This window comes from endosymbiont of Ridgeia piscesae (assembly GCF_001443665.1).
Taxonomy (GTDB): domain Bacteria; phylum Pseudomonadota; class Gammaproteobacteria; order Chromatiales; family Chromatiaceae; genus Endoriftia; species Endoriftia persephonae.
Window position 1 is genome coordinate 146,939 of the sequence record NZ_KQ557115.1, and the last position, 23,177, is coordinate 170,115.

Genomic DNA, 23,177 nt, shown 5'->3' on the forward strand with positions numbered 1-23,177 from the left:
TCTACTCCAGCCACATCAGGGCGGCGTCTTTGGCTTTCTGCCAGAGATTGCCTTCCGCGACGCTCTCCAGTGCGATCAGCGGTACCTCGGCGATCGTCTCGCCAGCCAGCTCGATGCGTACCTGACCCACTTCCTGCCCCTGCTGCACGGGTGCGGTGATGGTGGGGATCACGTCGAGCTGCGCATTGAGTTTTTTGTACTGTTTGTGGGGAATGCTGACGTGCAGGTCGTGGGCCAGCCCCAGCGCAATCTGTGGTTTGTTGCCCTTCCAGATGCGCGCCCGGTTGAGGGTTTCGCCGGCACTGTAGAGGCGGTGGCTCTCGAAGAAGCGGAAACCGTAGTTGAGCAGCGCCTGACTGGCAGAGGCGCGTGCCTTCTCGCTCTTGGTGCCCATCACCACCGAGATCAAGCGCATCTGCTCGCGCTGGGCGGAGGCCACCAGGCAGTAGCCGGCGGCCTCGGTGTGGCCGGTCTTCATGCCGTCGACAGTGTTGTCGCGCCACAGCAGCTTGTTGCGGTTGTGTTGTTTGATCTTGTTGAAGACGAAGGACTTCTCGCTGTACCACTTGTAGTAGTCGGGAAACTCGCGGATGGTGGCCATCGCGACCTTGGCGATGTCCTCTGGGGTGGTGTAGTGGTCTTTGTCGGGCAGGCCGGTGCTGTTGATGAAGTGGCTGGCGTGCATGCCGAGCCGGCGCGCATGGTTGTTCATGACTTCAGCGAAGGTCTCTTCGCTGCCGGCGATGTGTTCTGCCAGGGCGACACAGGCATCGTTGCCCGACTGGATGATCATGCCCTTGATTAGATCCTCCACTTTGACCCGTTTGCCGACCTCGATGAACATCCGGGAACCGGGTGTGCGCCACGCCTTTTCACTCACTAGCACCTCGTCTGTGAGGTTGATGTTGCCCTCCTTGAGTTCGCGGAACACAGCGTAGGCGGTCATGATCTTGGTTAGGCTGGCCGGCTCCAGGCGCTGTGAGGCGTTGGATTCAGCAAGTATCTTGCCGGAGTAAAAGTCGAGCAGCAGATAGCCGCTGGCGGCGACCTTGGGTGGGGATGGAATGGGCACAGCAGCCTGTAATGTGAGGCTGAGTGTAACTAACGCGAGAATGAGCAGGGAGCGGAATAGGGTCATGTTAGGCTTCATTGAGTTTCTGGGGGCGCGACGAGCGCCTATTTTAAGAGCTTGTTGAGTGCAGGGAAACATCTCTGATTGGGAGAGAGGGAGGAATGTTTCCCGCGATCAGCGGATCACCACGTGGCTGTCGTGGATGCCGAGTTCATCCAGGTGTTGGGCGAGACGGTCAGCACCCTCAACGTTGGGAATTGGCCCAATCTGCACTCGGTAGACTGGTTGCTGCTCGGAGCTGGAGTGACGGATCTGCACTGGTGTGTCGAGCTGGCTGAGTATCCTCTGCTGCAGGCGCCGGGCATTTTGCTGGTTGCCAAAGGCGCCCACCTGCAGGAACAGACTGGGGTCGTCCTTGGGCTGGCTGCGAGCTGGTCGCTTCGGCGGCTTGGTGGGTGCGCCTGGGGTGATTGCTTCGATCTCCACCAGTCCGGTGCCTCGGCCAACGATGCCAAGTTTGTAGGCTGCAGTATAGGAGAGATCGATCAGGCGATTGGCATGGAACGGACCGCGGTCGTTGATCTTTACTACCACGCTACGGCCGTTGCGCAGGTTGGTGACTCGGGCATAGGTTGGCAGCGGCAGGCTCTTGTGTGCCGCGCTCATGCCGTACATGTTGTAGATCTCGCCACTGGAGGTGCGCCGACCGTGGAATTTGCTGCCGTACCAGGAGGCGATGCCGCGCTCGCGATAGCCACGACTCTGCTTCAGGGTCTGGTAGCGCTTGCCAAGTACCACGTAGGAGGGGGCGTTGCCGTAGCGGCTGCGCGGCTCTTTTTTCGGTACTGCGTCAGGTATCGCGTTGATGTCGCTGGGTGCTGGGATCGCGCTTGAGATGCCGTCGATGTCCTGTTCGATGATCGACGGGCCGATACTGCAGCAGGTGAGGGCGAGTAGCAGGGCCGGCCAAAACAGTGGCCGCAATCTGCCACTGAAAAATCGTTTTCTCGACCGGGTCGCTCGTCTCTTCACTGCAATTGCGCCAATTTACCGATGGGTCAGGATCAATCGAGAGGCGCTCTCTCCCGGGCCTCTTTGGCTCTCTTGATGGCGCGGCTCAATTGATAGGTGGCCATCGCATAGAGGTTGCTGTGATTGTAGCGGGTTATCACGTAGAAATTGTGCAGCCCGACCCAATACTCATCTTCTTCCCCGGCATCGAGCCGGATCAGGCTGCCCAGAGCATCACCTGTCAGTTGAGGTGCCTGCTCGGCTTTCAGGCCTGAAGCGAGCAATTCTGTTACTGAGGTAACCGGTTTCATGCCGCGTTCCACATATTTCTCATGGACCTTGCTGCCGCCCCGTACCCGCAGGGCTATCGGTTCGCCGGCCCGCCAGCCATGGCGCTTGAAATAGTTGGCGACACTGGCAATGACGTCGGCCTTGTTGTTCCACAGGTCACGGCGGCCATCCTTGTCATGGTCGACTGCGTAGGTGCGATAGCTGCTGGAGATGAACTGCGGCATGCCCATGGCGCCGGCATAGGAGCCTTTGGATGCGGTCGGAGAGATCTGCTCCTCACGGCTCAGCAGCAGAAACTGCTCCAGTTCACTGCGAAAAAATTTGCTCCGTTTGGGGTAGCCGAAGGCGAGGGTGGTGAGGGCGTCGAGCACCCGATAGCGGCCGGTGTGGCGACCAAAGCGGGTCTCTACGCCGATGATGGCGACGATGATCTCCGGTGGCACACCGTACTCACGGCTGACCTGCTCCAGCAGCGCCTGGTTCTGTCGCCAGAAGCTGATGCCGCCGCGGATGCGGTCTTCGGTAAGAAATATTGGGCGATATTCGTGCCACGCCTTCGACTCTGCCGGGCGGCTGATGGCGCGGATGATGTCATCCCGGAACTTGGCCTGGCTTAGCAGGCGGGTGATCTGGCTGCTCTCGAAACCGTGTTTTTTTGCCATCTCCTCGGCAAAGGCGTTGATCTCGGGGGAGGATGTCAGGGCCTGGCTGCTGCTGGCGGCGAGGCTAAGCAGCAGTGAAGCTGCGAGCTGTCTGATTGTGTACTTCATAGGTTAGGTAGGTAGTAGCTTCCGATGCGTGTGTATCGACATGAGCATACCGAAGCCGGCCAGGATGGTCACCAGTGAAGTGCCGCCATAGCTGATCAGGGGAAGTGGCACCCCAACCACCGGCAGCAGGCCGGTGACCATGCCGGTGTTGACGAACAGATAGACGAAGAAGACCAGCGTAAGGGTGCCGGCGAGCAGTCGGCTGTAGGTATTCTGCGCCTGGGTGGCGATGTAGAGGCCGCGCAGGATGATGAAGAAGTAGAGCAGTAGCAGTGCGGCGACCCCCACCAGTCCCAGCTCTTCGGAGATCACGGCGAAGATGAAATCGGTGTGACGTTCGGGGAGAAACTCCAGGTGGGACTGGGTGCCGTTGAGCCAGCCCTTGCCGGCGATACCTCCGGAACCGATGGCGATCTTCGCCTGGATGGTATGGTAGCCTGCCCCCAGGGGATCGTTTTCCGGGTTGAGAAAGGTCATCACCCGCTGACGCTGATAGGGGCGCATGAGGAACCAGATGAGCGGCCCCATGGCGGCCATCAGGGCGCTGAAGCCAGCCACCAGCCGCCAGCTGATGCCGGCCAGAAACAGCACAAAGACTCCGGCGCTGGCGACTAGCAGGGCGGTGCCAAGATCGGGCTGTTTAGCGATCAGCAGCACTGGTAGCAAGGTCATGATGATGGCCACTAACAGGCGCCGCTTCTTCGGTGGCAGACGCTTCTCCGCCAGGTACCAGGCGAGCATCATCGGCAGCGCCAGCTTCATCATCTCCGAGGGTTGGAAGCGGAATAGCCCCAGGTCAAGCCAGCGCTGCGCGCCCTTGCCGGTCTCGCCGAAGGCGAGCACTGCGGCCAGCATTAGCAGGCCCGCCAGGTAGAGCCAAGGTGACCAGCGCCGCAGGTGGTCGGGATGGATCTGTGCCAGCAGGATTAGTGCGACGAAGGCGATGCCAAAGCGGATCGCCTGACGTTGGATCAGCGCCATGTCCTGATCCCCGGCACTGTAGAGCACCAGCAGGCTGACGCCGCACAGCAGCAGCAGGGCGCTCAGCAGCGGCAGATCGAGATGCAGCCAGGCGAGCAGACCGCTGGGGCGGGCGGGCTGGGACTCATGCAGGCTGGAGAGGCCGCTCACAGAGATTCTCCCAGCAGATATTGATCCATCACCTTGCGTGCGATAGGCGCCGCCACTGAGCCGCCGTGACTGCCGTTCTCTACGATGACTGCCACCGCGATCTTTGGCGTCTCTGCCGGGGCGAAGGCGATGAACAGGGCGTGGTCGCGCTTGCGCTTCGCCACCGTCTTTTCGTCATACTCTTCGTCCTGGCCCACGCTGAAGACCTGGGCGGTGCCGGTCTTACCGGCGATGCGATATTTTTTGTTGCGGATGCGCCGGGCGGTGCCGCGCGGCCCCTGCACTACGTCGGTCATCGCCTGGGTGATCTGCTGCCAGTGCAGTGGGTTGTTCTGTGTTATTTGAGAGACGATAGGGATCAGCTCCTCCTGGCTGCCATCACCATGGCGAATGCTGGAGACCACTCGTGGTCGGATGCGTTTGCCTCCGTTGGCCAGCGTCGCGGTGGCGACCGCCAGTTGCAGCGGGGTGGCGAGGAAGTAGCCCTGACCGATGCCGATGATCAGGGTCTCACCGGGATACCAAGGGGCGCGGCGGGTACGGCGCTTCCAGGCTCGGCTGGGCAGCAGGCCAGTGCTTTCGCCGGTCAGGTCGATACCGCTTTTGCTGCCGAAGCCGAAGTTGGAGAGGAAGCCGTGCAGCCGGTCGATGCCCAGTGTGCGGGCCAGTTCATAGTAGTAGACATCACAAGACTGCACGATCGCCTTATGCATGTCGGTCACACCGTGGCCGGTCTTTTTCCAGTCACGATATTTGTGCTCCTTGCCGGGGAGTTGATAGTAGCCCGGGCAGTAGTTCTTCTGCCTGAAATGGACCACGCTGCTCTCCAGCCCGGCTAGGCCGATGAAGGGTTTTACCGTGGAGCCGGGCGGATACTGGCCGCGGATGGCGCGGTTGAAGAGCGGTTTGTCGGGGGATTTCTGTAGCGCCCGGTAGGCCTTGCTGCTGATGCCTTCAACGAACAGGTTGGGGTCATAGCCCGGTTTGCTGACCAGCGCCAGCACCCCGCCGGTCTCGATCTCGATTGCGGCCACAGCGCCGTTGAACTCGCCGAGTGCCTTGAGCGCGGTTTGTTGCAACTGGATATCGATAGACAGCTGCAGATCCTGGCCGGGGATTGGCGGCTGCTCCTGCAGCACCCGCAGGGTACGCCCCTTGGCGTTGACCTCCACCTGCTGCAGGCCGACCTTGCCGTGCAGCAGTGACTCGTAGGTCTTCTCCACGCCGTTCTTGCCGATATGGCTGGTGCCGCTGTAGTTGGAGGTGTCGATCAGCTGTAGCTCCTGCTGATTGATGCGTCCGACATAACCCAGCAGGTGGGTGGTGTGCTCCCCCAGGGGGTAGTCGCGTAGCAGCTTTGCCTTGACGTCGACGCCTGGGAAGAGGTGCTGGTTGACTGCAAATCGGGCCACCTCCTCATCGTTCAGGCGCACTCGGATCGGGATACTGTCGAAGCGGCGGCGTTGCCGGCGCAGCTTCTTAAAGCGGCGGCGGTCCTCCTCGCTGATCGGCAGGATCAGCGCCAGTTGTTCGATGGTCTGCTCAAGCGATTCCACCTTTTCAGGGGTGATTTCCAGGCTGTAGGCAGGCAGATTCTGCGCCAGGATGACACCATTGCGGTCGTAGATCAGGCCGCGTGTCGGCGGCAGCGGCTGCAGCTTGACGCGGTTATCCTTCGACAGGGTGGTGTAGTGTTCGTGGCTGACCACTTGCAGATAGACCATGCGTACCCCGAGAAGCAGCAGCATCAGGGTGACGATGATTGCTGCGGCGATACTGCGGTTGATGAAGAGCTGGCTCTCGTAGAGATGATCTTTGATCGAGTACTGAGGCATCGCCGTTCCTCAAGGAGTCTCTGAGCGAATCATTGACGGCTGCCTGGTGGTCAAAATCTCCCGCTGCTGCGTTGAAAATCTTGGTAATAGACCAGCTATTACCTGCGATTTCCACCTTGCATCGGAACATTTGATCTCACAATTCAGCTCGCCCAGGTTCATTCAGAGGCCCCTTAGCTGACGTGAAAACGGCGGCGGATGTCCCGCAAGATGATGTAGATCCAGGGCCACAATAGCATGCCCACCAGGGGTGCGGCCCAATACCAGAGTGTCGGGGCGGGGTATCCGGCGGCGGCAGTGGCCCAGAGCGCCAGTAGCTTCTCCACCAGCAGCAGAATCATGATGGTGAACATCTGTTGGCGCAGTGGCAGTACCCGCACCCGTTGATAGATATTGAGGGTAAGAAAACTGACCACCGCCAGCGCCAAGGCGTGTTGACCGAGCAGCGATCCGCTCAGCACATCGAGCAGCAGACCGGCGAGCCAGCCGGTGCCGACGTTGACCCGCTCCGGCAGAGCCATACACCAGTAGATCAGGATCAAAGTAACCCACTGGGGGCGGAAGTTACTGGCCCAGTCAGGCATAGGCATTACCGCCAGCACAAAGCCGAATGCCAGGGTCAGGTGGGCGATGTAGAGGCGTCCCTGGACGTTCGCGTTCATTGGGTTACCTCATCTGCTGACGGCTGTTCCTGCAGCGTCTTTGGTGTCAGTGTCCATACCAGCAGTACCTCGCGGATGCGGTCTAGGTCAGCAGTAGGGCGGGCGGTAACTGAGGCGAAAGGCTTGCCAGGCTCGCGCACCACGCTGGTGACCTCCGCCACCGGGTAGCCCGGCGGGAAGCGTCCAGCGAGCCCGGAGGTGACTAGCAGGTCGCCGGGCTTGATGTCGGCGTTGTTTGGCAGATGTGGCAGTTGCAGTTGGTTGATCAGGCCGGTGCCCATGGCGATAGTGCGCAGGCCGTTACGATTGACCTGTACTGGCAATGCGTGGTTGGCATCGGTGATCAGCAGCACTGTCGAGGTGTAGGGGGTGACCAGGGTGATCTGGCCGGCGACGGCGTTGGCGTCGAGCACCGGTTGGCCCTTGAAAGCGCCGGATGTGGAGCCCTTGTCGATCACCACCAGCTGGCGGAACGGATCTTGCTCCACCGCCAGCAGTTCAGAGATCAACACCCGGTCACCGACCTTGAAGGATGAGTCGAGCAGGCCGCGCAGACGCATGTTTTCCGCCTCAAGGGCCTCAAACTTCTGCAGCCGGGCGCGCAGTTCCAGGTTCTGCTTGGCGAGCCGCTGGCGATCCTGGTTGAGTTGATCGCGATCGGCCAGGCTCTCCGCTCCCTGGCGTGCCAGCTGAGTGGGGAGGGAGGCGATATATTGGATTGGGTAGATCAGGACCGAGAGGGCTGAGCGCAGTTCGTCGAGGTGCTTCTCGCGATGGTCCAGCACCATCAATATGATCGACAGCAACACGGCCGAGAACAGCCGCGTGTTGAGGGAGAGGCCCTGTGTGAAGATCGGTTTAATGGTTGGCGAACCTCTCGGATGCGGCAAAAGAGCGAGCGGCCGCTGGCGGCCGCATCAGGCTGCTATTCCACGGAGAAGATGTCTCCGCCGCGTTCGTCGATCAACTCCAGCGCACGGCCGCCACCGCGGGCGACGCAGGTCAGGGGGTCTTCGGCGACGATCACCGACAGGCCGGTCTCCTCCTGGATCAGTCGATCCAGATCCTTTAGCAGCGCGCCACCGCCGGTGAGTACGATGCCGCGCTCGGCGACATCTGCGCCCAGCTCCGGCGGAGTCTGTTCAAGGGCGGTCCTGACTGCGCCGACGATGCCGGAGAACGGCTCCTGTAGCGCCTCGAGGATCTCGTTGCTGTTGAGGGTGAAGCTGCGCGGGATGCCCTCAGCCAGGTTGCGACCCTTGACCTCGATCTCCTTTACCTCGTTGCCGGGGTAGGCGGAGCCGATCTCGTGTTTTATCCGTTCGGCGGTGGCGTCACCGATCAGGGTGCCGTAGTTACGGCGGACATAGCTGATGATCGCTTCGTCGAAGCGGTCGCCGCCGACCCGTACCGAGTTGGAGTAGACGATGCCGTTGAGCGAGATGATCGCCACCTCGGAGGTGCCACCGCCGATATCCAGCACCATTGAGCCGCGCGCTTCGTCCACCGGCAGGCCGGCGCCAATGGCGGCCGACATTGGCTCTTCGATCAGGTAGACCTCGCGGGCGCCGGCGCCGGCAGCTGATTCCTTGATCGCACGCCGCTCCACTTGGGTGGAGCCACAGGGCACGCATACCAGCACCCGTGGGCTGGGCCGCAGGATGCGGGTCTCATGCGCCTTGTGGATGAAGTACTGCAGCATTTTTTCGGTGACCGTGAAGTCGGCGATCACGCCCTCTTTCATGGGGCGGATGGCGGTGATGTTGGCCGGGGTGCGGCCGAGCATCTTTTTTGCCTCTTCACCCACCGCGACCACGGACTTTGCGCCGCCTGGGCCGCGGTCCTGGCGGATTGCCACCACCGAGGGCTCATTCAGCACGATGCCCTGGCCACGGGCGTAGATCAGCGTGTTGGCGGTGCCAAGGTCGATGGAGAGATCGTTGGAGAAGAGGCCGCGGATGCGTCGGAACAGCATAAAATTTCTTCGTAATATCAGTGTATTGACATGGCCTTATGCGAATCGCTGGAGCTCTAGTCCAAGCTGGGGCTATTCCGGGCCACGATGAGGTTTCCGTAATCGGCCTTAATCTAGCAACCGTTGGAGGCTTGGGCAAGGCGGTGGTGTGGTGAAAGCGACTTTATATACCTTATTTGCTTTTTTATGTGAGTAGCTATACTTGATTAGAAAGCCGAGTAAAAAGCTCGGGTATTGGGTTCTTGTACTGATGCAGGAGGTGGTTATGATGATGCCTAAGCCTACCCAGGTGAAGAAGCTTGATCACGACACCTGTATGCGGGAGATTCCCCGTTCTGAAATGGGTGTAGCTGAAGCGGATGACTACATCTTCTATTTTTGTGGTAGCGACTACTACGCAGAGATGTCCCACGAGACGCCGCCCTCGGAGCAGCCGGAGGATATTACTTGATCGCTTGCCAGCTGTTGCTTTCGCTGATTCTGCGGCCGGCGGGGCGACAGTGATCTAGGGTGGATTGCTGGTGGCGGGTTGAGGGTGTTTCAGATGCCCTCTTCCGTGTTCTGTTCGAAATAAAAGATTCCGATGCCGGCCTGCATGTGCCGCTCGCCGTTGCTTTGCTGACCGGCATGGCGGCCATTTTGCGCCAGATGCAGGTCGAACTCCTTGAGCAGTGCTTGGGCCTTTCTCGCGCTGAACTGGCGGAAGGCGGGCAGTGCCTCTTGGGGCAGGTTGTCGTAGGCGACCTTGCGTTGAAATAGGGGCGGAGAGCCCTCCTTGCGGAGCCTCTGGTCAATGGTGGAGACGAGTAGCTGTACATCATTGCCGAGGCTGCGCAGCTCGTCGATCTCGTCATCATTCGGCGCAAATGCGGTGGAGGCGAGTCGTACCTGACCCTCGGCGTTCTGTTCAACTGAGCCGATGCGCAGCAGTTCGTCAAGGATCGCGCGTGGTGGGATATCGCCGCTGTGCTCGCGCACCAGATCGCTGAAACTGCCGCTGCCAGACTCGAAATAGAGGGTTGCCGGGTTGCCGTTGCTGTCCTGAAATCGCGGGTTCCGGCGCCAGCCGGCGATTACCCGGGCGGCTCGATTGTGGCGCTGGGAGATGAGTTCACTGCCGGGGTGTTGGAGCTTCTGTAGTCGGGCGACCTCTTTGCGGGTCAGCCCGGTAATCACCGAGATGCGCGAGATGGTCTGTTTTCGGCCGGGGATGGTGAACTCTTTTGCAGCCACGTCTATATAAATCCACTTTGCCAAGTCGGCGAACTCACCGTAAGACATGTTGTTGCGCAGCAACAGGTGCACCACCGGTCTAAGCAGCTTGAGTACTGCTGTGCTGAGGGTGTTGCCGGTCGGGTCTCTCATCTGAAGTGAAGTGGCCTCTGCTGGTTTACATCGGGAAGCTCTTATGGTCCTGTGTGGCTTCCTGCTTTGTCGGGATTATCAATCGCCTCACTTTTCCGGCAAATGGGGTGCGGAAAGTTTTGTGACACAGGTTGCAGCTTGCCTTGCTTCCCTTCCTAAAGTGGCAAAACTGGTCTCATTCGGTGGCAAAGATGAGTCGCTCGGGCGGCTGGGTCGTATCAATCCTGCCGGTTTTTTTCCTGGGATCTGCGCCGGTTCAGGGGGGGGTGTTGGTGCAAGGTTTCAGTCCCATGTATGGATAAGGCCAATTGTGATAAGTTTTCCCGGTTTTCAATCTCAAGGGATCATTACGGATGTCTTTGGATCATTCTGATATCGAGAAGATCGCGCATCTTGCTCGGCTCTCTGTTGAACAGGAGCAGCTGGATGGCTTTGCGCAGGAATTGAGTAACATCCTCGATCTGGTGGCGCAGATGGATGCGCAGGATACTGAGGGGGTTACGCCGATGGCCCACCCGCTGCATATGTCGCAACGGCTGCGTGCTGATGAGGTGACCGAGAGTGATCGCCGCGAGGTCTTTCAATCGATCGCGCCGAAGGTCGATGGTGGGCTCTATCTGGTTCCCAAGGTGATCGAGTAATCGTCGGATAGCCGGCGTTAATCAAGAGAATTTCCTGCACAATGCATAACAAAAGTATCGTCGAACTGGGCGCGGCCTTGCGTGCGGGCGAGTGCTCCAGCGTGGAGCTGGCCCGTCACTTTCTGCAGCGCATCGAAGCCCTTGATGGGGAGCTTAATAGCCTTATCAGCACCACCGCCGAGCAGGCGCTGGCTGCGGCAGAGGCGGCCGACAAGCAGATTGCCGCTGGCGAGGCGGGGTCGCTCACCGGCATTCCGATCATCCACAAGGATATCTTCTGTACCGAAGGGGTAAAGACCAGCTGTGGCTCGCGCATGCTCGACAGCTTCATCTCCCCCTACGACGCAACAGTGGTGAGCAAGCTGAAGGCGGCTGGCGTGGTCTCCCTGGGTAAGGCCAACATGGATGAGTTCGCCATGGGCTCCTCTAACGAGACCAGCTGGTACGGCCCAGTACGCAACCCTTGGGACAAGTCACGGGTGCCAGGTGGCTCCTCCGGCGGTTCTGCGGCGGCGGTGGCGGCGCGTCTGGCTGCTGCCGCCACCGGCACCGATACTGGCGGCTCGATTCGCCAGCCCGCCGCGCTCTGCGGCATCACCGGCCTCAAGCCGACCTACGGGCGGGTCTCGCGCTACGGCATGATCGCCTTTGCCTCAAGTCTCGATCAGGGCGGACCCATGGCCCGCTCCGCCGAGGATGCGGCGCTGTTGCTGCAGGCGATGGCCGGCTTCGACCCAAAGGATTCCACTAGCGCCGAAGCGCCGGTGCCCGACTACTCAGCGAGCCTCAACGACTCCCTGGAGGGACTGAAAATCGGTCTGCCGAAGGAGTATTTTGGTGAGGGTCTCGACAGTGCCGTGGCCGAATCGGTCGAGGCGGCGATTGCCGAGTACAAAAAGCTCGGCGCCGAGCTGGTGGAGATCAGTCTGCCGAATACCGGTTTGGCGGTCCCCACCTATTACGTGGTGGCGCCGGCCGAGTGTTCCTCCAACCTCTCCCGCTTCGACGGCGTGCGTTATGGCTATCGTTGCGATGAGCCAAAGGATCTGGAGGATCTCTACAAGCGCTCCCGCGGCGAGGGCTTTGGTGCCGAGGTGAAGCGGCGCATCATGATCGGCGCCTATGTGCTCTCCGCCGGTTACTACGACGCCTTCTATCTGAAGGCACAGAAGATCCGCCAACTGATCTCTGACGACTTCAAGCGCGCCTTCGAACAGGTCGACGTGATCATGGGGCCGACCTCGCCGAGCACCGCCTTCGGTCTCGGTGAGAAAGCGGATGACCCGGTCACTATGTATCTCAACGACATCTACACCATCGCTGCCAATATGGCGGGTCTGCCTGGGATCTCGATCCCGGTGGCGCCGGTGGCGGGTCTGCCGGTGGGGCTGCAGATCATCGGCGACTACTTTGCCGAGGCGCGACTGCTGAATGTGGCTCATAAGTTCCAGCAGGCGACCGACTGGCACACGCAGGTGCCGTCAGGTTTCTGATTCCCTTAACCTACAGAGAAAAGACCATGCAGTGGGAAACTGTCATCGGGCTGGAGGTTCATACCCAGCTCGCCACTCAATCGAAGATCTTCTCCGGGGCTTCCACCGCTTACGGCGCGGAACCCAATACCCAGGCATGCAACGTGGACCTGGGCTTCCCCGGCGTGCTGCCGGTGCTCAACCAGCAGGCGGTGAGTATGGCGCTGAAGTTCGGCCTGGCGGTAGGCGCGGAGATCGGTCGGCGTTCGGTGTTCGCGCGCAAGAACTACTTCTATCCCGATCTGCCAAAGGGCTATCAGATCAGCCAGTTTGAGCTGCCGATCATCGGCAAGGGCTCGATCACCATCGAGTTGGCCGATGGTGAGCAGAAGGTGATCGGCATCACTCGCGCCCATCTGGAGGAGGATGCCGGCAAGTCGCTACACGAGGATTTCCACGGCATGAGCGGGATCGACCTGAATCGGGCCGGTACGCCGCTGCTGGAGATCGTCTCCGAACCCGATATGCGCTCGATCAAAGAAGCGGTGGCCTATGCACGCAAGATCCACCAGCTGGTGGTCTATCTGGGGATCTGTGACGGCAATATGCAGGAGGGCTCGTTCCGCGTCGATGCCAATCTCTCGATCCGTCCCAAGGGTCAGGAGGCGTTTGGCACCCGCACCGAACTGAAGAACATCAACTCCTTCCGTTTTCTTGAACGGGCCCTCAAATTCGAGCTGGAGCGGCAGATCGATCTGGTCGAGAGCGGCGGCAAGGTGGTACAAGAGACCCGGCTCTACGATGCTGATCGGGACGAGACTCGTTCCATGCGCAGCAAGGAGGAGGCCAACGACTACCGCTACTTCCCCGATCCGGATCTGCTACCGGTGGAGGTGGAAGAGGAGTTGCTGGAGGCGATCCGAGCAGAGCTGCCCGAGTTGCCCGATGCTAAGCGACAGCGCTTCGAGCAGGAGTATGGCCTGAGTGATCAGGATGCGGACGGGTTGACCGCGAGCCGGCCGCTGGCGGACTACTTCGAGGCGGTGGCCGCCACCGGCGCCGAGCCGAAGATGGCGGCCAACTGGGTCACCATGGAGCTGGCCGGGGCACTCAACAAGGCGGGGCTGGGGATCGAGGCGTCGCCGGTGTCGCCGCAGCAGCTCGGTGGGCTGCTAGCGCGTATCGCGGATGGCACCATCTCCGGCAAGATCGCCAAGCAGGTGTTTGAGGCGATCTGGAACGGTGAGGGAGATGCTGATGCGATCATCGAGGCTAAAGGCCTAAAGCAGATTACCGATACAGCTGCCATCGAGTCGATTATCGATGAGATCATCGGCGGCAATCCCAAGCAGGTGGAACAGTTCCGGGCAGGCAAGGAGAAGTTGCTCGGGTTTTTTGTCGGCCAGGTGATGAAGGTCACCCAGGGCAAGGCTAATCCGGGACAGGTCAACGAACTGCTGCGGAAAAAGCTCGCTCCCTGAAACGTCGGTTTGAGGCTTGCCAGCGATTCCGCGGGCCGCCTGCGTGGAGAGGAGCCACTGCCGGCTTTTGTATAGTTTATGGCCGGCCGGCAGGCTGGCTCACGTAGGAGGCAGTGGCATGGGTTTTGGGTCTCGGTTTATGGTTTGGCTGTTGCTGCTGGGGTTGCCGCTGGGTGGCGTGTCGGCCAGCGGCATCTGGAGTGAGCGCCTGCCGGATGTCGCCGCGCGGAGCGCTGCGGTGCCCGCCTTCCAATATCGTTCCCTACAGGCTGATCGCCCTGCTCTGGAGTCCCTATTGGCGACAGCGCCGCTGGAGTTCACTGCCAGCGAAGGAGCGCCCCTGCAGCTGCCCCTGCCTGACGGCTCGTTTGCCCGGTTTAGCGTTGAAGAGTCGCCGATAATGGCGCCGGAGCTGGCTCGGCGCTACCCCGAGATCCGCACCTATTCGGTTCGCGGTATCGATCAGCCAACTGCGACAGGTCGGCTCGATCTGACCCCGCAGGGCTTCCACGCCATGCTCGATACACCCGCCGGCGTGATCTTTATCGACCCCGATGATCAGGGTGGCTATCGCTCCTACTTCAAGCGTGACTATGTGTTGGCGGCGCGTGGCGAGCTGTCATCACGCCCCTACTGCGTGCTGCAGGAGGTGGAGCAGGAGCACGGCTGGGAGCAGCGTGTGGCGGAGGTCTCTGCCTTGGCGCAGCGGCTCACCGGGCAGCGGCGGGTCTACCGGTTGGCGGTGGCGGCGACTGGTGAGTACACGCAGTTTCACGGTGGCACTAATGCCCAGGCCTTGGACGCCATCGTTACGGCTATCAATCGGGTCAATCAGATCTATGGGCGGGATCTAGCGATCCAGTTTCAGCTGGTGGCAGATAACGACCGCATCATCTATACCGATTCTGCCAGCGACCCCTACGACAACAGCAGCGCCTTCGACATGCTGGGCCAGAATCAGGCTAATCTGGACCGAGTGATCGGCAGCGACAACTATGATATCGGGCATGTCTTCAGTACCTATGGGGGTGGTATTGCGGTGGTGCCGAGCGCTTGTTCGCCCCATCAGAAGGCGAAGGGGGTGAGTGGCAGGCGGAATCCGAGCGGCGAGTCCTTTTTTATCGACTTTGTAGCCCATGAGATCGGGCATCAGTTTGCCGCCGATCACACCTTTAATGGCTCAGATGGGGCCTGCATTAGTGCCCAGCGGGTGGCGGCCAGTGCGGTAGAGCCTGGCAGCGGCACCACCATCATGGCCTATGCGGGCATCTGTGGCGCGGAGAATCTGCAATACAACACCGATGCGACCTTTCACGCTTGGAGCATCCAGCAGGTGAATGATTATGTGGCATCCGGCGGTAGCTGCGGCACACTGGTTGCCACCGGCAACACCCCGCCCAGCGTCGATGCGGGGGCTGACTATATCATCCCCAGGCAGACCCCCTTCAGGCTGCTGGGGGCGGCAAACGATACGGATGGTGATGAACTCTCCTTTCAATGGGATGGGCTTGATCGAGGCGCGGTGACCTCTCCGGAGACCTTGGGTAGCGATCTTGGTGCAGATCCGGCCAGTGGTAACAATCCCCTGTTTCGTTCATTTCTGCCCAAGAGCAGTGGTGAGCGCACCTTCCCCCGCATCAGTCAACTGCTGTTGGGGTTGGATGAAAACGACTCGACCAGCGCCAAGGGCGAAACCCTGCCAGCCAGCGCTCGTGTGATGAACTTTCGCCTGACGGTGCGTGATGGCAATTCCGGGGTTGCAGCGGACGATGTACGGATCAGTGTGGATAGCGCGTCTGGGCCGCTGGAGATTACCGGTGGTGAGCTGGTGTCGGGGACGTCGCTAATGGGGGGTGGCACATACAGCCTGGAATGGTCGACTAACACTACGGCGATCTGCGGCAATATGACGGTGGAGCTGTTATCACTCAGTAGCGACTATGCCAGCTACTGCGATGGCACAGATCTACCGGAGCTGATTCTGGGGAGCTTTGCCAATGCTGCTGGCAGCGCCATGGTGACCCTGCCGGACCTGCAGATCGATCGTGCAAGGGTGCGCCTCGCCTGTAGTGACAATATCTTTTTTACCCTCTCCGATGGTCTCTCGATTGAGGTGCAGGGTAATGGTGTGCCGGTGGCGGGCCGTTGCAAGGCCACAGATGGCGCGACGCTGGAGCATGGGACGCAGTATAGCGATGCGTCTGACGCACTTGGTGCTGGTGCTGAGGCGGGTCGAAGCGAAGGGGGTGGAGGGGGGCTCTTCTGGATGCCGCTGATGTTGCTGCTGGCAGGCAGCTGGGGGTTGGCCGGCTGGTTGCGGCAGCCTACTTCATGCAGTGCTGGAGCATGATTCCGTTGTAGGTTGCGGCATACTTTTCTGCCTTTTGCAGCAGTTTCAGATGCATATCGCTCACCACCGCATCGGTGGAGCCTTCCAGATATCGTATGCCGCAGACAGACTTTGCCTTTGATGCCAGCTCAGTGGGAATGCCTGGCATGCTGGCTCCTCGGGTCGCCATGGCGAGTAGCCTCAGGTCACCCCGGGCAAATGCCTGTTGTGCGTCGCGCTCTGCATCGGCTCCTTTCAGCCATGCCAAAGCGGTGAGCACCTGTTGCTCTTCAGCGGGGAGGTTTGAGAGGTCGATCTGTTCCCCCTCTTGGCAGCCATGAAGGATCAGAAACGTTAACAGGAAGAGCAGTATCGTCCGAATCACCCGGCTACCTCAGAGTCATTCAATAGTTTTAGGTTGTGCCGCCCATAGTAAGGCGCCGGCGATGCTGCCGTAAAGGTGTGCGTCGACCACGACGTTCGCTGAGATCATCGCCTCACTGCCTGGCATCGGTCCAAGCAGCTGCTCCCAGCCCAGCTTGCCCAGCAACAGGGCGGTCAGCAACCCGCCTCCTGGCTGGGCATGGCGAAGTAGGTGGAGTGCCACCCAGGCCAGATAGCCATGCAGCACTCCCGAGAGCCCCAGGTACCATTGAAGGTCGGGGTTGAGAACAAATAGCCCGCATGAGGTGGCCAGCGCGAGCCAGAGAAAACTGATCGGTTGCAGTGTTGGGCTACGGGGAAACAGCAGACGAATCAGCCAGAGTGTCAGCAGATTGAGTAGCAGGTGCGACCAGTTGAGGTGGGTCAGGTGGGCTGTCAGCAGCCGCCAGAGCTCGCCAGATTCGATCAGGCTGCGTTCGTAGCGGAGCCATTGCTGAGTCTGTCCTGGCAGTAGGGTGATGAAGGCGGTCAGCAGGCTCAATCCCGGCAGTGCGAGATCCCAGTCGGGGCGGCGGATGGCTTTAACGCGGCGGCTCGCCATTTAGTGGTGGTCGTCGCCACAAACAGGACAGCGTGGGTCGGGCTTGAGCTTGAGGCTGCGCCACTGCATGTGCAGTGCATCGAGGATCAACAGTTGGCCAAACAGTGGCGTGCCTGCCCCGGTCAGGATCTTGATCGCTTCGGTAGCCTGAATGCTGCCGATGATCCCGACCAGCGGTGCCAGTACGCCGTTCTCTGAACAGGTGTCGGCGACCTGGCCCTCCTCTGGATAGAGGCAGCGGTAGCAGGGGCCGCCTGGCTGTCCGGAGAAGGCGCTGACCTGGCCCTCCATGCGGATCGCTGCACCTGACACAAGCGGTGTGGCGTGGCATTGGCAAGCGCTGTTGATGGCGAAGCGGGTGGCGAAATTGTCGCTAGCGTCGATCACCAGATCGGCCTTTTGCACCTCCAGCACCAGCTCTTGCTCCTGCAATATCCGGTCGATGGTTTCGATCTGGATTTCAGGGTTCAGAGCCAGCAGCGCGCGGCGGGCCGACTCCACCTTGAGCTCACCGATGGCGTCGGTGGTGTGGGCGATCTGGCGTTGCAGATTGCTGAGATCGACCTTGTCGAAGTCGCTCAGCACCAGCTGGCCGACGCCGGCGGCTGCCAGATACAAAGCAACCGGCGAGCCCAGTCCGCCAAGCCCGACCAGTAACACCCGGCTTTCGAGTAGCCGCTGCTGCCCCTCAATACCGATGCTCGGCAGCATGATCTGGCGGCTATAGCGCAGCAACTGATCGTCATTCATCGAATCGTGTTCTTTGTTTGCATGGAAGCGCCACCTTAAATAAAAGGTGAGGAGAATGCATCAGGTGATTTGGATGGGAGGTTAGAGGTAACGACGCCAGTGTTCCTGGCGTTGGTAGCGGTCAGCGAAGATGCGACGGGTGCATTTGGAATCGCTGCGCAAGCAGCCCATATTGCTGCGCTGGGTCTCTTCTGTGTAGTAGTAGAGGGCCCGTTTGAGGCGGAAATAGAGGCGATTGTCGAGGTGCAGGCCGACTTCGGTGAGCCCAATCTCGATCTGCTCCAGCGAGACTTCCAGCAAATTGTAGCTGATGCGGAGGTGGGATGGTGCGATCGGCTCGACGCGGTTGATGCCTTCCACGTCAGCCAGCAGCAGTGCGGCAGTCTGCGCCTGCTGGGGGTCCGGGTGCAACTCGACGAAGTGGATCTCCCGGTGCTTGGTGAATTCTGGGCTCCCCGTTTCCATGGGAATTAATCCTAGCGAAAGTGGGTGAATATGCAAGCGTTCCTGGCCGCATCTTGAGAATCCTCATTGACTCCCCGCTTGGGCAGGCGCAGGCAGACATCCCTCAGTGACACGATCCAACCCGGCCAGATCCTGGTGGGTCTGGATCTCGACAAAGCCGGCCTGCTGTAGCAGTGAGCGGGCTGCAGCTCCCTGCTCGAAGCCGTGCTCGAAGATCAACCAGCCCCCCGCTTTGAGGTGGGCTGGGGCGTCGGCGCAGAGCTGACGTATCGCCTGCAGGCCGTCTGGTCCTGAAGCCAGCGCGGCGCGGGGTTCGCGGGGCAGGTCTCCCTGGCAGAGATGGGGGTCGTCATCGGCGATATAGGGTGGGTTGCTGAGCAGCAGTCGGTAGTGCGCACCACGTGGCAGTGCGGAGTACCAGCTGCCGAGGTGGAACTCCAGATTGTTAATGCCGAGGCGCTGGGCATTGCTGCGTGCGGTCTGCAACGTCTGCGGTTTGAGATCGGTGGCGTCGATGTGACAGTCGGGGCGCTCGCGGCCGATCGCCAGGGCGATGGCGCCGCTGCCGGTGCCGAGATCGGCGATGCGGCTGGCCTGGCTGTCGTCGAGATGGGTCAGTGCGATCTCCACCAGTAGCTCGGTCTCCGGGCGGGGGATCAGGGTATCTGGATTGACCTCGAGCTGCAGCGACCAGAATTCACGTAGGCCAAGGATGTAGGCTAGCGGCTCGCCGCTGAGGCGGCGTTCCAGCAGCTGCGAAAACTGCCGCATCTGGTTGGTTGTGAGCTCCTGCTCGGGCCAGGCGTAAAGGTGGCTGCGCGGCTTGTCGAGCAGATAGCAGAGCAGCAGCGCGGCCTCAAGTTCGGCCTCGGCGTGGGGTAGGGCGCGAAGCCGGGCGCCTGCCTGCTGCTGCGCCTCGCGCAGACTGGTCACGCCTCGCCCATCGCCGCCAGCTGTTCCGCCTGATACTCGCGTAGCAGCGGATCGATCACCTGCTCCAGGCCGCCGGCCATGATCTCATCGAGTTTGTAGAGGGTCAGATTGACGCGGTGGTCGGTGAGGCGGTTCTGCGGGAAGTTGTAGGTGCGGATGCGCTCCGAGCGGTCGCCGCTGCCGACCTGCAGTTTGCGGTTTTGCGCCTGGGCGCTGCTCTGCGCCTCCTGGGCCTGGGAGAGCAGGCGCGCCGATAGCAGCGACATGGCGCGGGCCTTGTTTTTGTGCTGTGAGCGTTCGTCCTGGCACTCGATCACGATGCCGGTGGGCAGGTGGGTAATGCGCACCGCGGAGTCGGTCTTGTTGACGTGCTGGCCGCCAGCGCCGGAGGCTCGATAGGTGTCGATGCGCAGATCGTTACTGTTGATCTCGACCTCATCGATGGCGTCGGCCTCGGGCAGGATTGCGACAGTGCAGGCGGAGGTGTGGATGCGCCCTTGGGATTCGGTCTCTGGCACCCGCTGTACCCGATGTGCACCCGACTCAAATTTCAGTCGCGAGTAGACCGCGTTGCCGCTGATGCGGCAGATGATCTCCTTGTAGCCGCCGTGCTCGCCTGGGCTCTCGCTGATGGTCTCGGTCTGCCAGCCCTGAGCCTCGGCATAGCGTAGGTACATGCGGTAGAGGTCGCCGGCGAACAGCGCCGCTTCGGCGCCACCTGTGCCGGCTCGAATCTCGAGAAAGATGTTGCGTTGGTCGTTGGGGTCGGCGGGGATCAGCAGCAGCTGCAGCTCCGGTTCGAGGACGTCCCGGGTGTGCTCTGCTTCTGCCAGTTCTTCGGCAGCCAACTCGGCCATCTCCGGGTCGGCGAGCATCTCCTGTGCCGACTCGATATCCGCCTCTGCCTGGCTGAAGTGCCGGTAGCTCTCCACCACCGGCTCGAGTTGGGCGTACTCCCGGCTGAGGTCGCGAAATCGGTTCTGGTCGTTTTGGACTTCGGGGTCGGCCAGCAGGGCGGTGATCTCCTCGAAACGGTCGGCGATCTGCTCCAGCTTGCCCCGCAGGGAGGGTTTCATGGACGATTCGTAGGCTTTTTTAGTTGAAACAGAGTGTTGGCGGCCTCTAGCAGCTCGATTTGGCCGTCGAAGCCGGCCTGGCGCAGCTGGGCGCTGGGAGTGTGCAGCAGCTTGTTGGTGAGCGTGTGGGCGAGGAACTGCAGTGCCTCCTCTGGCGATTTGCCCTTCTTCAATTGTTGCAGGGCCTTCTTCAAGGTCTCATTGCGCAGCTGTTCGGCCTGGATGCGGTACCCTTGGATTAGCTCCACCGCGTCGAGGGAGCGCAGCCAGCCCATGAACTCCTCGACATGCTGGTCGATGATCTCCTCGGCCTGCAGTGCCGCCTCTTGGCGCGAGCGTTTGTTCTCTTCGATCACCTCGTCCAGGTCGTCCACCGTGTAGAGGTAGATGTCGCTCAGATCGGCGACCTCCGGTTCGATGTCCCGCGGCACGGCGATGTCGACCATAAAGATGGGGCGGTGTTTGCGCTCCTTGAGGGCCCGCTCGACGGTGCCTTTGCCGAGGATCGGCAGCGGGCTGGCAGTGGAGGAGATGACGATGTCGGCCTCCGCCAGGTGGTTGCCAATCTCGGTCAGGGCGATGGCGTAGCCGTCGAACTGGGCGGCCAGGCTGTGGGCGCGCTCGACAGTGCGGTTGGCGACGATGATGCGGCCGATGCCGTTCTGATGCAGATGGCGGGCGGCTAGTTCGACGGTCTCGCCGGCGCCGATCAGCAGCGCGGTTTGCTCCTTCAGCTCGCTGAAGATCTGGCGCGCTAGGCTGACTGCGGCAAACGCAACCGACACGGGGCTATTGCCAATGGCGGTGTCGGTGCGGATCTGCTTGGAGACCGAGAACACGTGCTGGAATAGCTTGCTCAGCATCTTGCCGGTGGCGTTGGCGCTGGCGGCGGTCTGGAAGGCCGATTTGACCTGCCCGAGGATCTGCGGTTCGCCCAGCACCAGGGAGTCGAGGCCGCAGGAGACACGCATCAGGTGGCGCACTGCATCGGCGTCCATGTGGCTGTAGAGGTAGGGGCTGACCTTGCCGTTGTCGAGGCCGTGGAAGTCGCTGATCCAGTCGGCCACCGAGCCCTTTTCGGTGTCGTTGATGCTGCAGTAGACTTCGGTGCGGTTGCAGGTGGAGAGGATCACCGACTCCTCTACCGAGGCGGCCTCGAGCAGGCTGCGCAGAGCGCCGGCTATGATATCGGGGCCAAAGGTGATCCGTTCGCGGACCTCTACCGGCGCGGTTTTGTGGTTAAGGCCCAGGGCGAGTATTGGCATCGGGAGTTGATTCGGGTGTTGGGTTTTGGCGAACGGAATGCGGGATTGTGTAATATCATTGTCTTCAGTTCAAGGGCTGGGTTGCGCCAGGATGCCGTTTTCAAAGGGGATTCTCGTAACTCCAGTATTGGTTAGGGAAATTGATTTGAACTCTGGTAGCATCCGGCCTTTCTTGTAGAACGGCAGCAATCTCCGGCCAAATTTGAAGTCAGTCCGGCTTGGGCCTGTAATCTTAGGGTTTAATGGAGTCTTGAATAAATGAAAGTTACGATCTTCGGAAGTGGATACGTCGGTTTGGTCACGGGCGCCTGTCTGGCTGAGGTCGGTAATGATGTTATGTGTGTGGATGTCGATCCGGCCAAGATCGATATGCTCAACAGTGGCGGCATCCCGATCTATGAGCCGGGCCTTGAAGAGATGGTTAAGCGCAACCGCGAGGCGGGGCGTCTTGCCTTTACGCTCGATGCAAAAAAGGGCGTCGAGCACGGGCTGTTCCAGTTCATCGCGGTGGGTACTCCGCCGGATGAGGATGGCTCCGCCGATCTGCAGTATGTGACGGCCGTGGCGCGCAGCATCGCGGAGCACATGACCGAGTATCGTGTCATCATCGATAAGTCTACCGTGCCGGTTGGTACCGGCGACAAGGTGTGTGAGGCGATACGCGAGGTCCAGGCGACGCGTGGCGTCGAGATCGAATATGACGTGGTCTCTAATCCGGAGTTCCTCAAAGAGGGTGCGGCGATCGATGATTTCATGCGCCCCGATCGCATCGTTGTGGGTACCGATAATCCCCGTACCGGTGAGCTGCTGCGCGCCCTCTATGCGCCGTTCAACCGCAATCACGAGCGCGTGATGGTGATGGATGTGCGCTCCGCCGAGTTGACCAAGTATGCGGCCAACGCGATTCTTGCCACCAAGATCAGCTTCATGAACGAACTCTCCAATATCGCCGACCTGCTGGGCGCGGATATTGAGAAGGTGCGTATTGGTATCGGTTCTGATCCGCGCATCGGCTATCAGTTCATCTACCCGGGGTGCGGTTACGGCGGCTCCTGTTTTCCCAAGGATGTACAGGCGCTGGAGAAGACGGCGCTGAGCGTTGGCTACAATCCGCGTCTGTTGACTGCCGTCGAGGCGGTCAATGGCGATCAGAAGCGAGTCATCTTCAATAAGGTGAATCGCTATTTTGATGGGGATCTGAAGGGCAAGACATTCGCTCTCTGGGGCCTGGCCTTCAAGCCCAACACGGATGACATGCGTGCGGCCTCAAGCCGGGTGATGATGGAGTCGCTGTGGGAGGCGGGTGCCTCGGTGCGGGTCTACGATCCAGTGGCGATGGAGGAGGCAGACCGTATCTATGGCGAACGCGATGAGCTGATCTTTTGTGAGAGCGCCCAAGATGCCCTGCAGGGTGCGGATGCCCTGATCATCATGACTGAATGGACCCAGTTCCGCAGCCCCGACTTTGACAGTATTAAAGAAACTCTGGGGAGCCCGGCGGTGTTCGATGGACGCAATATGTTTGAGCCGGAGACTGTGACGCGAGCAGGTCTAAGTTATTTTGCTATCGGCCGGCCGGATGCCCACCCGGCGAGCTGAGGCACCAAATGGACCCCGCCGCAGAGCGGGGTTTTTTTTTGCCCTGAAGAGTTTGGAATCACGATATGC

At 60.6% G+C, this 23,177-nt stretch carries 22 protein-coding genes; 6 read left to right on the forward strand and 16 right to left on the reverse strand.

Annotated elements, in window-relative coordinates; translation table 11 throughout:
- Position 1: 1 nt before the first annotated feature.
- The 8 genes from Ga0074115_RS00725 to Ga0074115_RS00760 all read right to left on the reverse strand — a co-directional run bounded on the left by Ga0074115_RS00725 (position 2) and on the right by Ga0074115_RS00760 (position 8,747).
- Entirely contained in the window at positions 2-1,138 is a 1,137-nt protein-coding gene (locus Ga0074115_RS00725) for a D-alanyl-D-alanine carboxypeptidase family protein (protein WP_057955077.1), read from the reverse strand.
- Between the two features lie 108 nt (positions 1,139-1,246).
- Complete coding sequence (locus Ga0074115_RS00730) at positions 1,247-2,056, reverse strand: septal ring lytic transglycosylase RlpA family protein (protein ID WP_057955078.1); 810 nt, start codon at positions 2,054-2,056, stop codon at positions 1,247-1,249.
- Between the two features lie 80 nt (positions 2,057-2,136).
- Positions 2,137-3,144, reverse strand: a complete 1,008-nt coding sequence (mltB, locus tag Ga0074115_RS00735) for a lytic murein transglycosylase B (protein WP_057955079.1) — start codon at positions 3,142-3,144, stop codon at positions 2,137-2,139.
- Between the two features lie 3 nt (positions 3,145-3,147).
- Positions 3,148-4,275: a rod shape-determining protein RodA gene (gene rodA, locus Ga0074115_RS00740; RefSeq protein WP_057955080.1), complete on the reverse strand. Its 1,128-nt coding sequence runs from the start codon at positions 4,273-4,275 to the stop codon at positions 3,148-3,150.
- A complete protein-coding gene (gene mrdA, locus Ga0074115_RS00745) occupies positions 4,272-6,110 on the reverse strand; it encodes a penicillin-binding protein 2 (RefSeq protein WP_057955081.1) in 1,839 nt (612 codons plus the stop codon). The genes rodA and mrdA overlap by 4 nt, the downstream gene beginning before the upstream one ends.
- 173 nt (positions 6,111-6,283) lie before the next feature.
- The gene (mreD, locus tag Ga0074115_RS00750; RefSeq protein ID WP_057955082.1) at positions 6,284-6,772 is read right to left on the reverse strand and encodes a rod shape-determining protein MreD; all 489 of its coding nucleotides are present in this window, start codon (positions 6,770-6,772) and stop codon (positions 6,284-6,286) included.
- Positions 6,769-7,662 (reverse strand): rod shape-determining protein MreC, encoded by an 894-nt coding sequence (gene mreC, locus Ga0074115_RS00755; protein WP_057955083.1) that lies wholly within the window; start codon positions 7,660-7,662, stop codon positions 6,769-6,771. Before mreC ends, mreD begins: the two co-directional genes overlap by 4 nt.
- Before the next feature lie 35 nt (positions 7,663-7,697).
- Complete coding sequence (locus tag Ga0074115_RS00760) at positions 7,698-8,747, reverse strand: rod shape-determining protein (RefSeq protein WP_087959698.1); 1,050 nt, start codon at positions 8,745-8,747, stop codon at positions 7,698-7,700.
- A gap of 265 nt (positions 8,748-9,012) precedes the next feature.
- Here Ga0074115_RS00760 and Ga0074115_RS00765 point away from each other — a divergent pair, with 265 nt between their 5' ends.
- Complete coding sequence (locus Ga0074115_RS00765; protein WP_232432836.1) at positions 9,013-9,198, forward strand: DUF3330 domain-containing protein; 186 nt, start codon at positions 9,013-9,015, stop codon at positions 9,196-9,198.
- 89 nt (positions 9,199-9,287) lie between these two features.
- On the opposite strand, the gene Ga0074115_RS00770 is transcribed toward Ga0074115_RS00765, so the two are convergent.
- Positions 9,288-10,112 (reverse strand): DUF6502 family protein, encoded by an 825-nt coding sequence (locus tag Ga0074115_RS00770; protein ID WP_057955085.1) that lies wholly within the window; start codon positions 10,110-10,112, stop codon positions 9,288-9,290.
- 353 nt (positions 10,113-10,465) lie between these two features.
- Here Ga0074115_RS00770 and gatC point away from each other — a divergent pair, with 353 nt between their 5' ends.
- The 4 genes from gatC (at position 10,466) to Ga0074115_RS00790 (ending at position 16,056) form a co-directional block, all read left to right on the forward strand.
- Positions 10,466-10,753: an Asp-tRNA(Asn)/Glu-tRNA(Gln) amidotransferase subunit GatC gene (gene gatC, locus Ga0074115_RS00775; protein WP_057955086.1), complete on the forward strand. Its 288-nt coding sequence runs from the start codon at positions 10,466-10,468 to the stop codon at positions 10,751-10,753.
- Between the two features lie 41 nt (positions 10,754-10,794).
- On the forward strand, positions 10,795-12,246 hold the full coding sequence (gene gatA, locus Ga0074115_RS00780) for an Asp-tRNA(Asn)/Glu-tRNA(Gln) amidotransferase subunit GatA (RefSeq protein WP_057955087.1): 1,452 nt from the start codon (positions 10,795-10,797) through the stop codon (positions 12,244-12,246).
- A 26-nt stretch (positions 12,247-12,272) separates the two neighbouring features.
- Positions 12,273-13,706, forward strand: a complete 1,434-nt coding sequence (gene gatB / locus Ga0074115_RS00785; protein ID WP_057955088.1) for an Asp-tRNA(Asn)/Glu-tRNA(Gln) amidotransferase subunit GatB — start codon at positions 12,273-12,275, stop codon at positions 13,704-13,706.
- A 118-nt stretch (positions 13,707-13,824) separates the two neighbouring features.
- Positions 13,825-16,056, forward strand: coding sequence for a reprolysin-like metallopeptidase (locus Ga0074115_RS00790; protein WP_232432837.1), 2,232 nt, complete (start codon positions 13,825-13,827; stop codon positions 16,054-16,056).
- Here Ga0074115_RS00790 and Ga0074115_RS00795 read toward each other — a convergent pair.
- From Ga0074115_RS00795 to hemA, 7 genes are all read right to left on the reverse strand, one after another.
- On the reverse strand, positions 16,031-16,420 hold the full coding sequence (locus tag Ga0074115_RS00795; protein WP_060528102.1) for a hypothetical protein: 390 nt from the start codon (positions 16,418-16,420) through the stop codon (positions 16,031-16,033). The two genes, Ga0074115_RS00790 and Ga0074115_RS00795, sit on opposite strands and share 26 nt — an antisense overlap.
- A gap of 15 nt (positions 16,421-16,435) precedes the next feature.
- The gene (gene rrtA / locus Ga0074115_RS00800) at positions 16,436-17,020 is read right to left on the reverse strand and encodes a rhombosortase (protein ID WP_057955089.1); all 585 of its coding nucleotides are present in this window, start codon (positions 17,018-17,020) and stop codon (positions 16,436-16,438) included.
- Complete coding sequence (locus Ga0074115_RS00805) at positions 17,021-17,770, reverse strand: HesA/MoeB/ThiF family protein (protein WP_057955090.1); 750 nt, start codon at positions 17,768-17,770, stop codon at positions 17,021-17,023.
- 81 nt (positions 17,771-17,851) lie between these two features.
- The gene (locus Ga0074115_RS00810; RefSeq protein WP_057955091.1) at positions 17,852-18,235 is read right to left on the reverse strand and encodes a hypothetical protein; all 384 of its coding nucleotides are present in this window, start codon (positions 18,233-18,235) and stop codon (positions 17,852-17,854) included.
- Between the two features lie 63 nt (positions 18,236-18,298).
- Positions 18,299-19,168: a peptide chain release factor N(5)-glutamine methyltransferase gene (prmC, locus tag Ga0074115_RS00815; protein WP_057955092.1), complete on the reverse strand. Its 870-nt coding sequence runs from the start codon at positions 19,166-19,168 to the stop codon at positions 18,299-18,301.
- Positions 19,165-20,244 carry a peptide chain release factor 1 gene (gene prfA / locus Ga0074115_RS00820; RefSeq protein WP_060528103.1) on the reverse strand — a complete coding sequence of 360 codons (1,080 nt, stop codon included), beginning with the start codon at positions 20,242-20,244 and terminating at the stop codon, positions 19,165-19,167. Before prfA ends, prmC begins: the two co-directional genes overlap by 4 nt.
- The gene (hemA, locus tag Ga0074115_RS00825; protein ID WP_057955094.1) at positions 20,241-21,509 is read right to left on the reverse strand and encodes a glutamyl-tRNA reductase; all 1,269 of its coding nucleotides are present in this window, start codon (positions 21,507-21,509) and stop codon (positions 20,241-20,243) included. Before hemA ends, prfA begins: the two co-directional genes overlap by 4 nt.
- A gap of 258 nt (positions 21,510-21,767) precedes the next feature.
- Between hemA and Ga0074115_RS00830 the strand changes: the two genes are divergently transcribed.
- Entirely contained in the window at positions 21,768-23,108 is a 1,341-nt protein-coding gene (locus tag Ga0074115_RS00830) for a UDP-glucose dehydrogenase family protein (protein WP_057955095.1), read from the forward strand.
- The last annotated feature ends 69 nt before the right edge of the window (positions 23,109-23,177 follow it).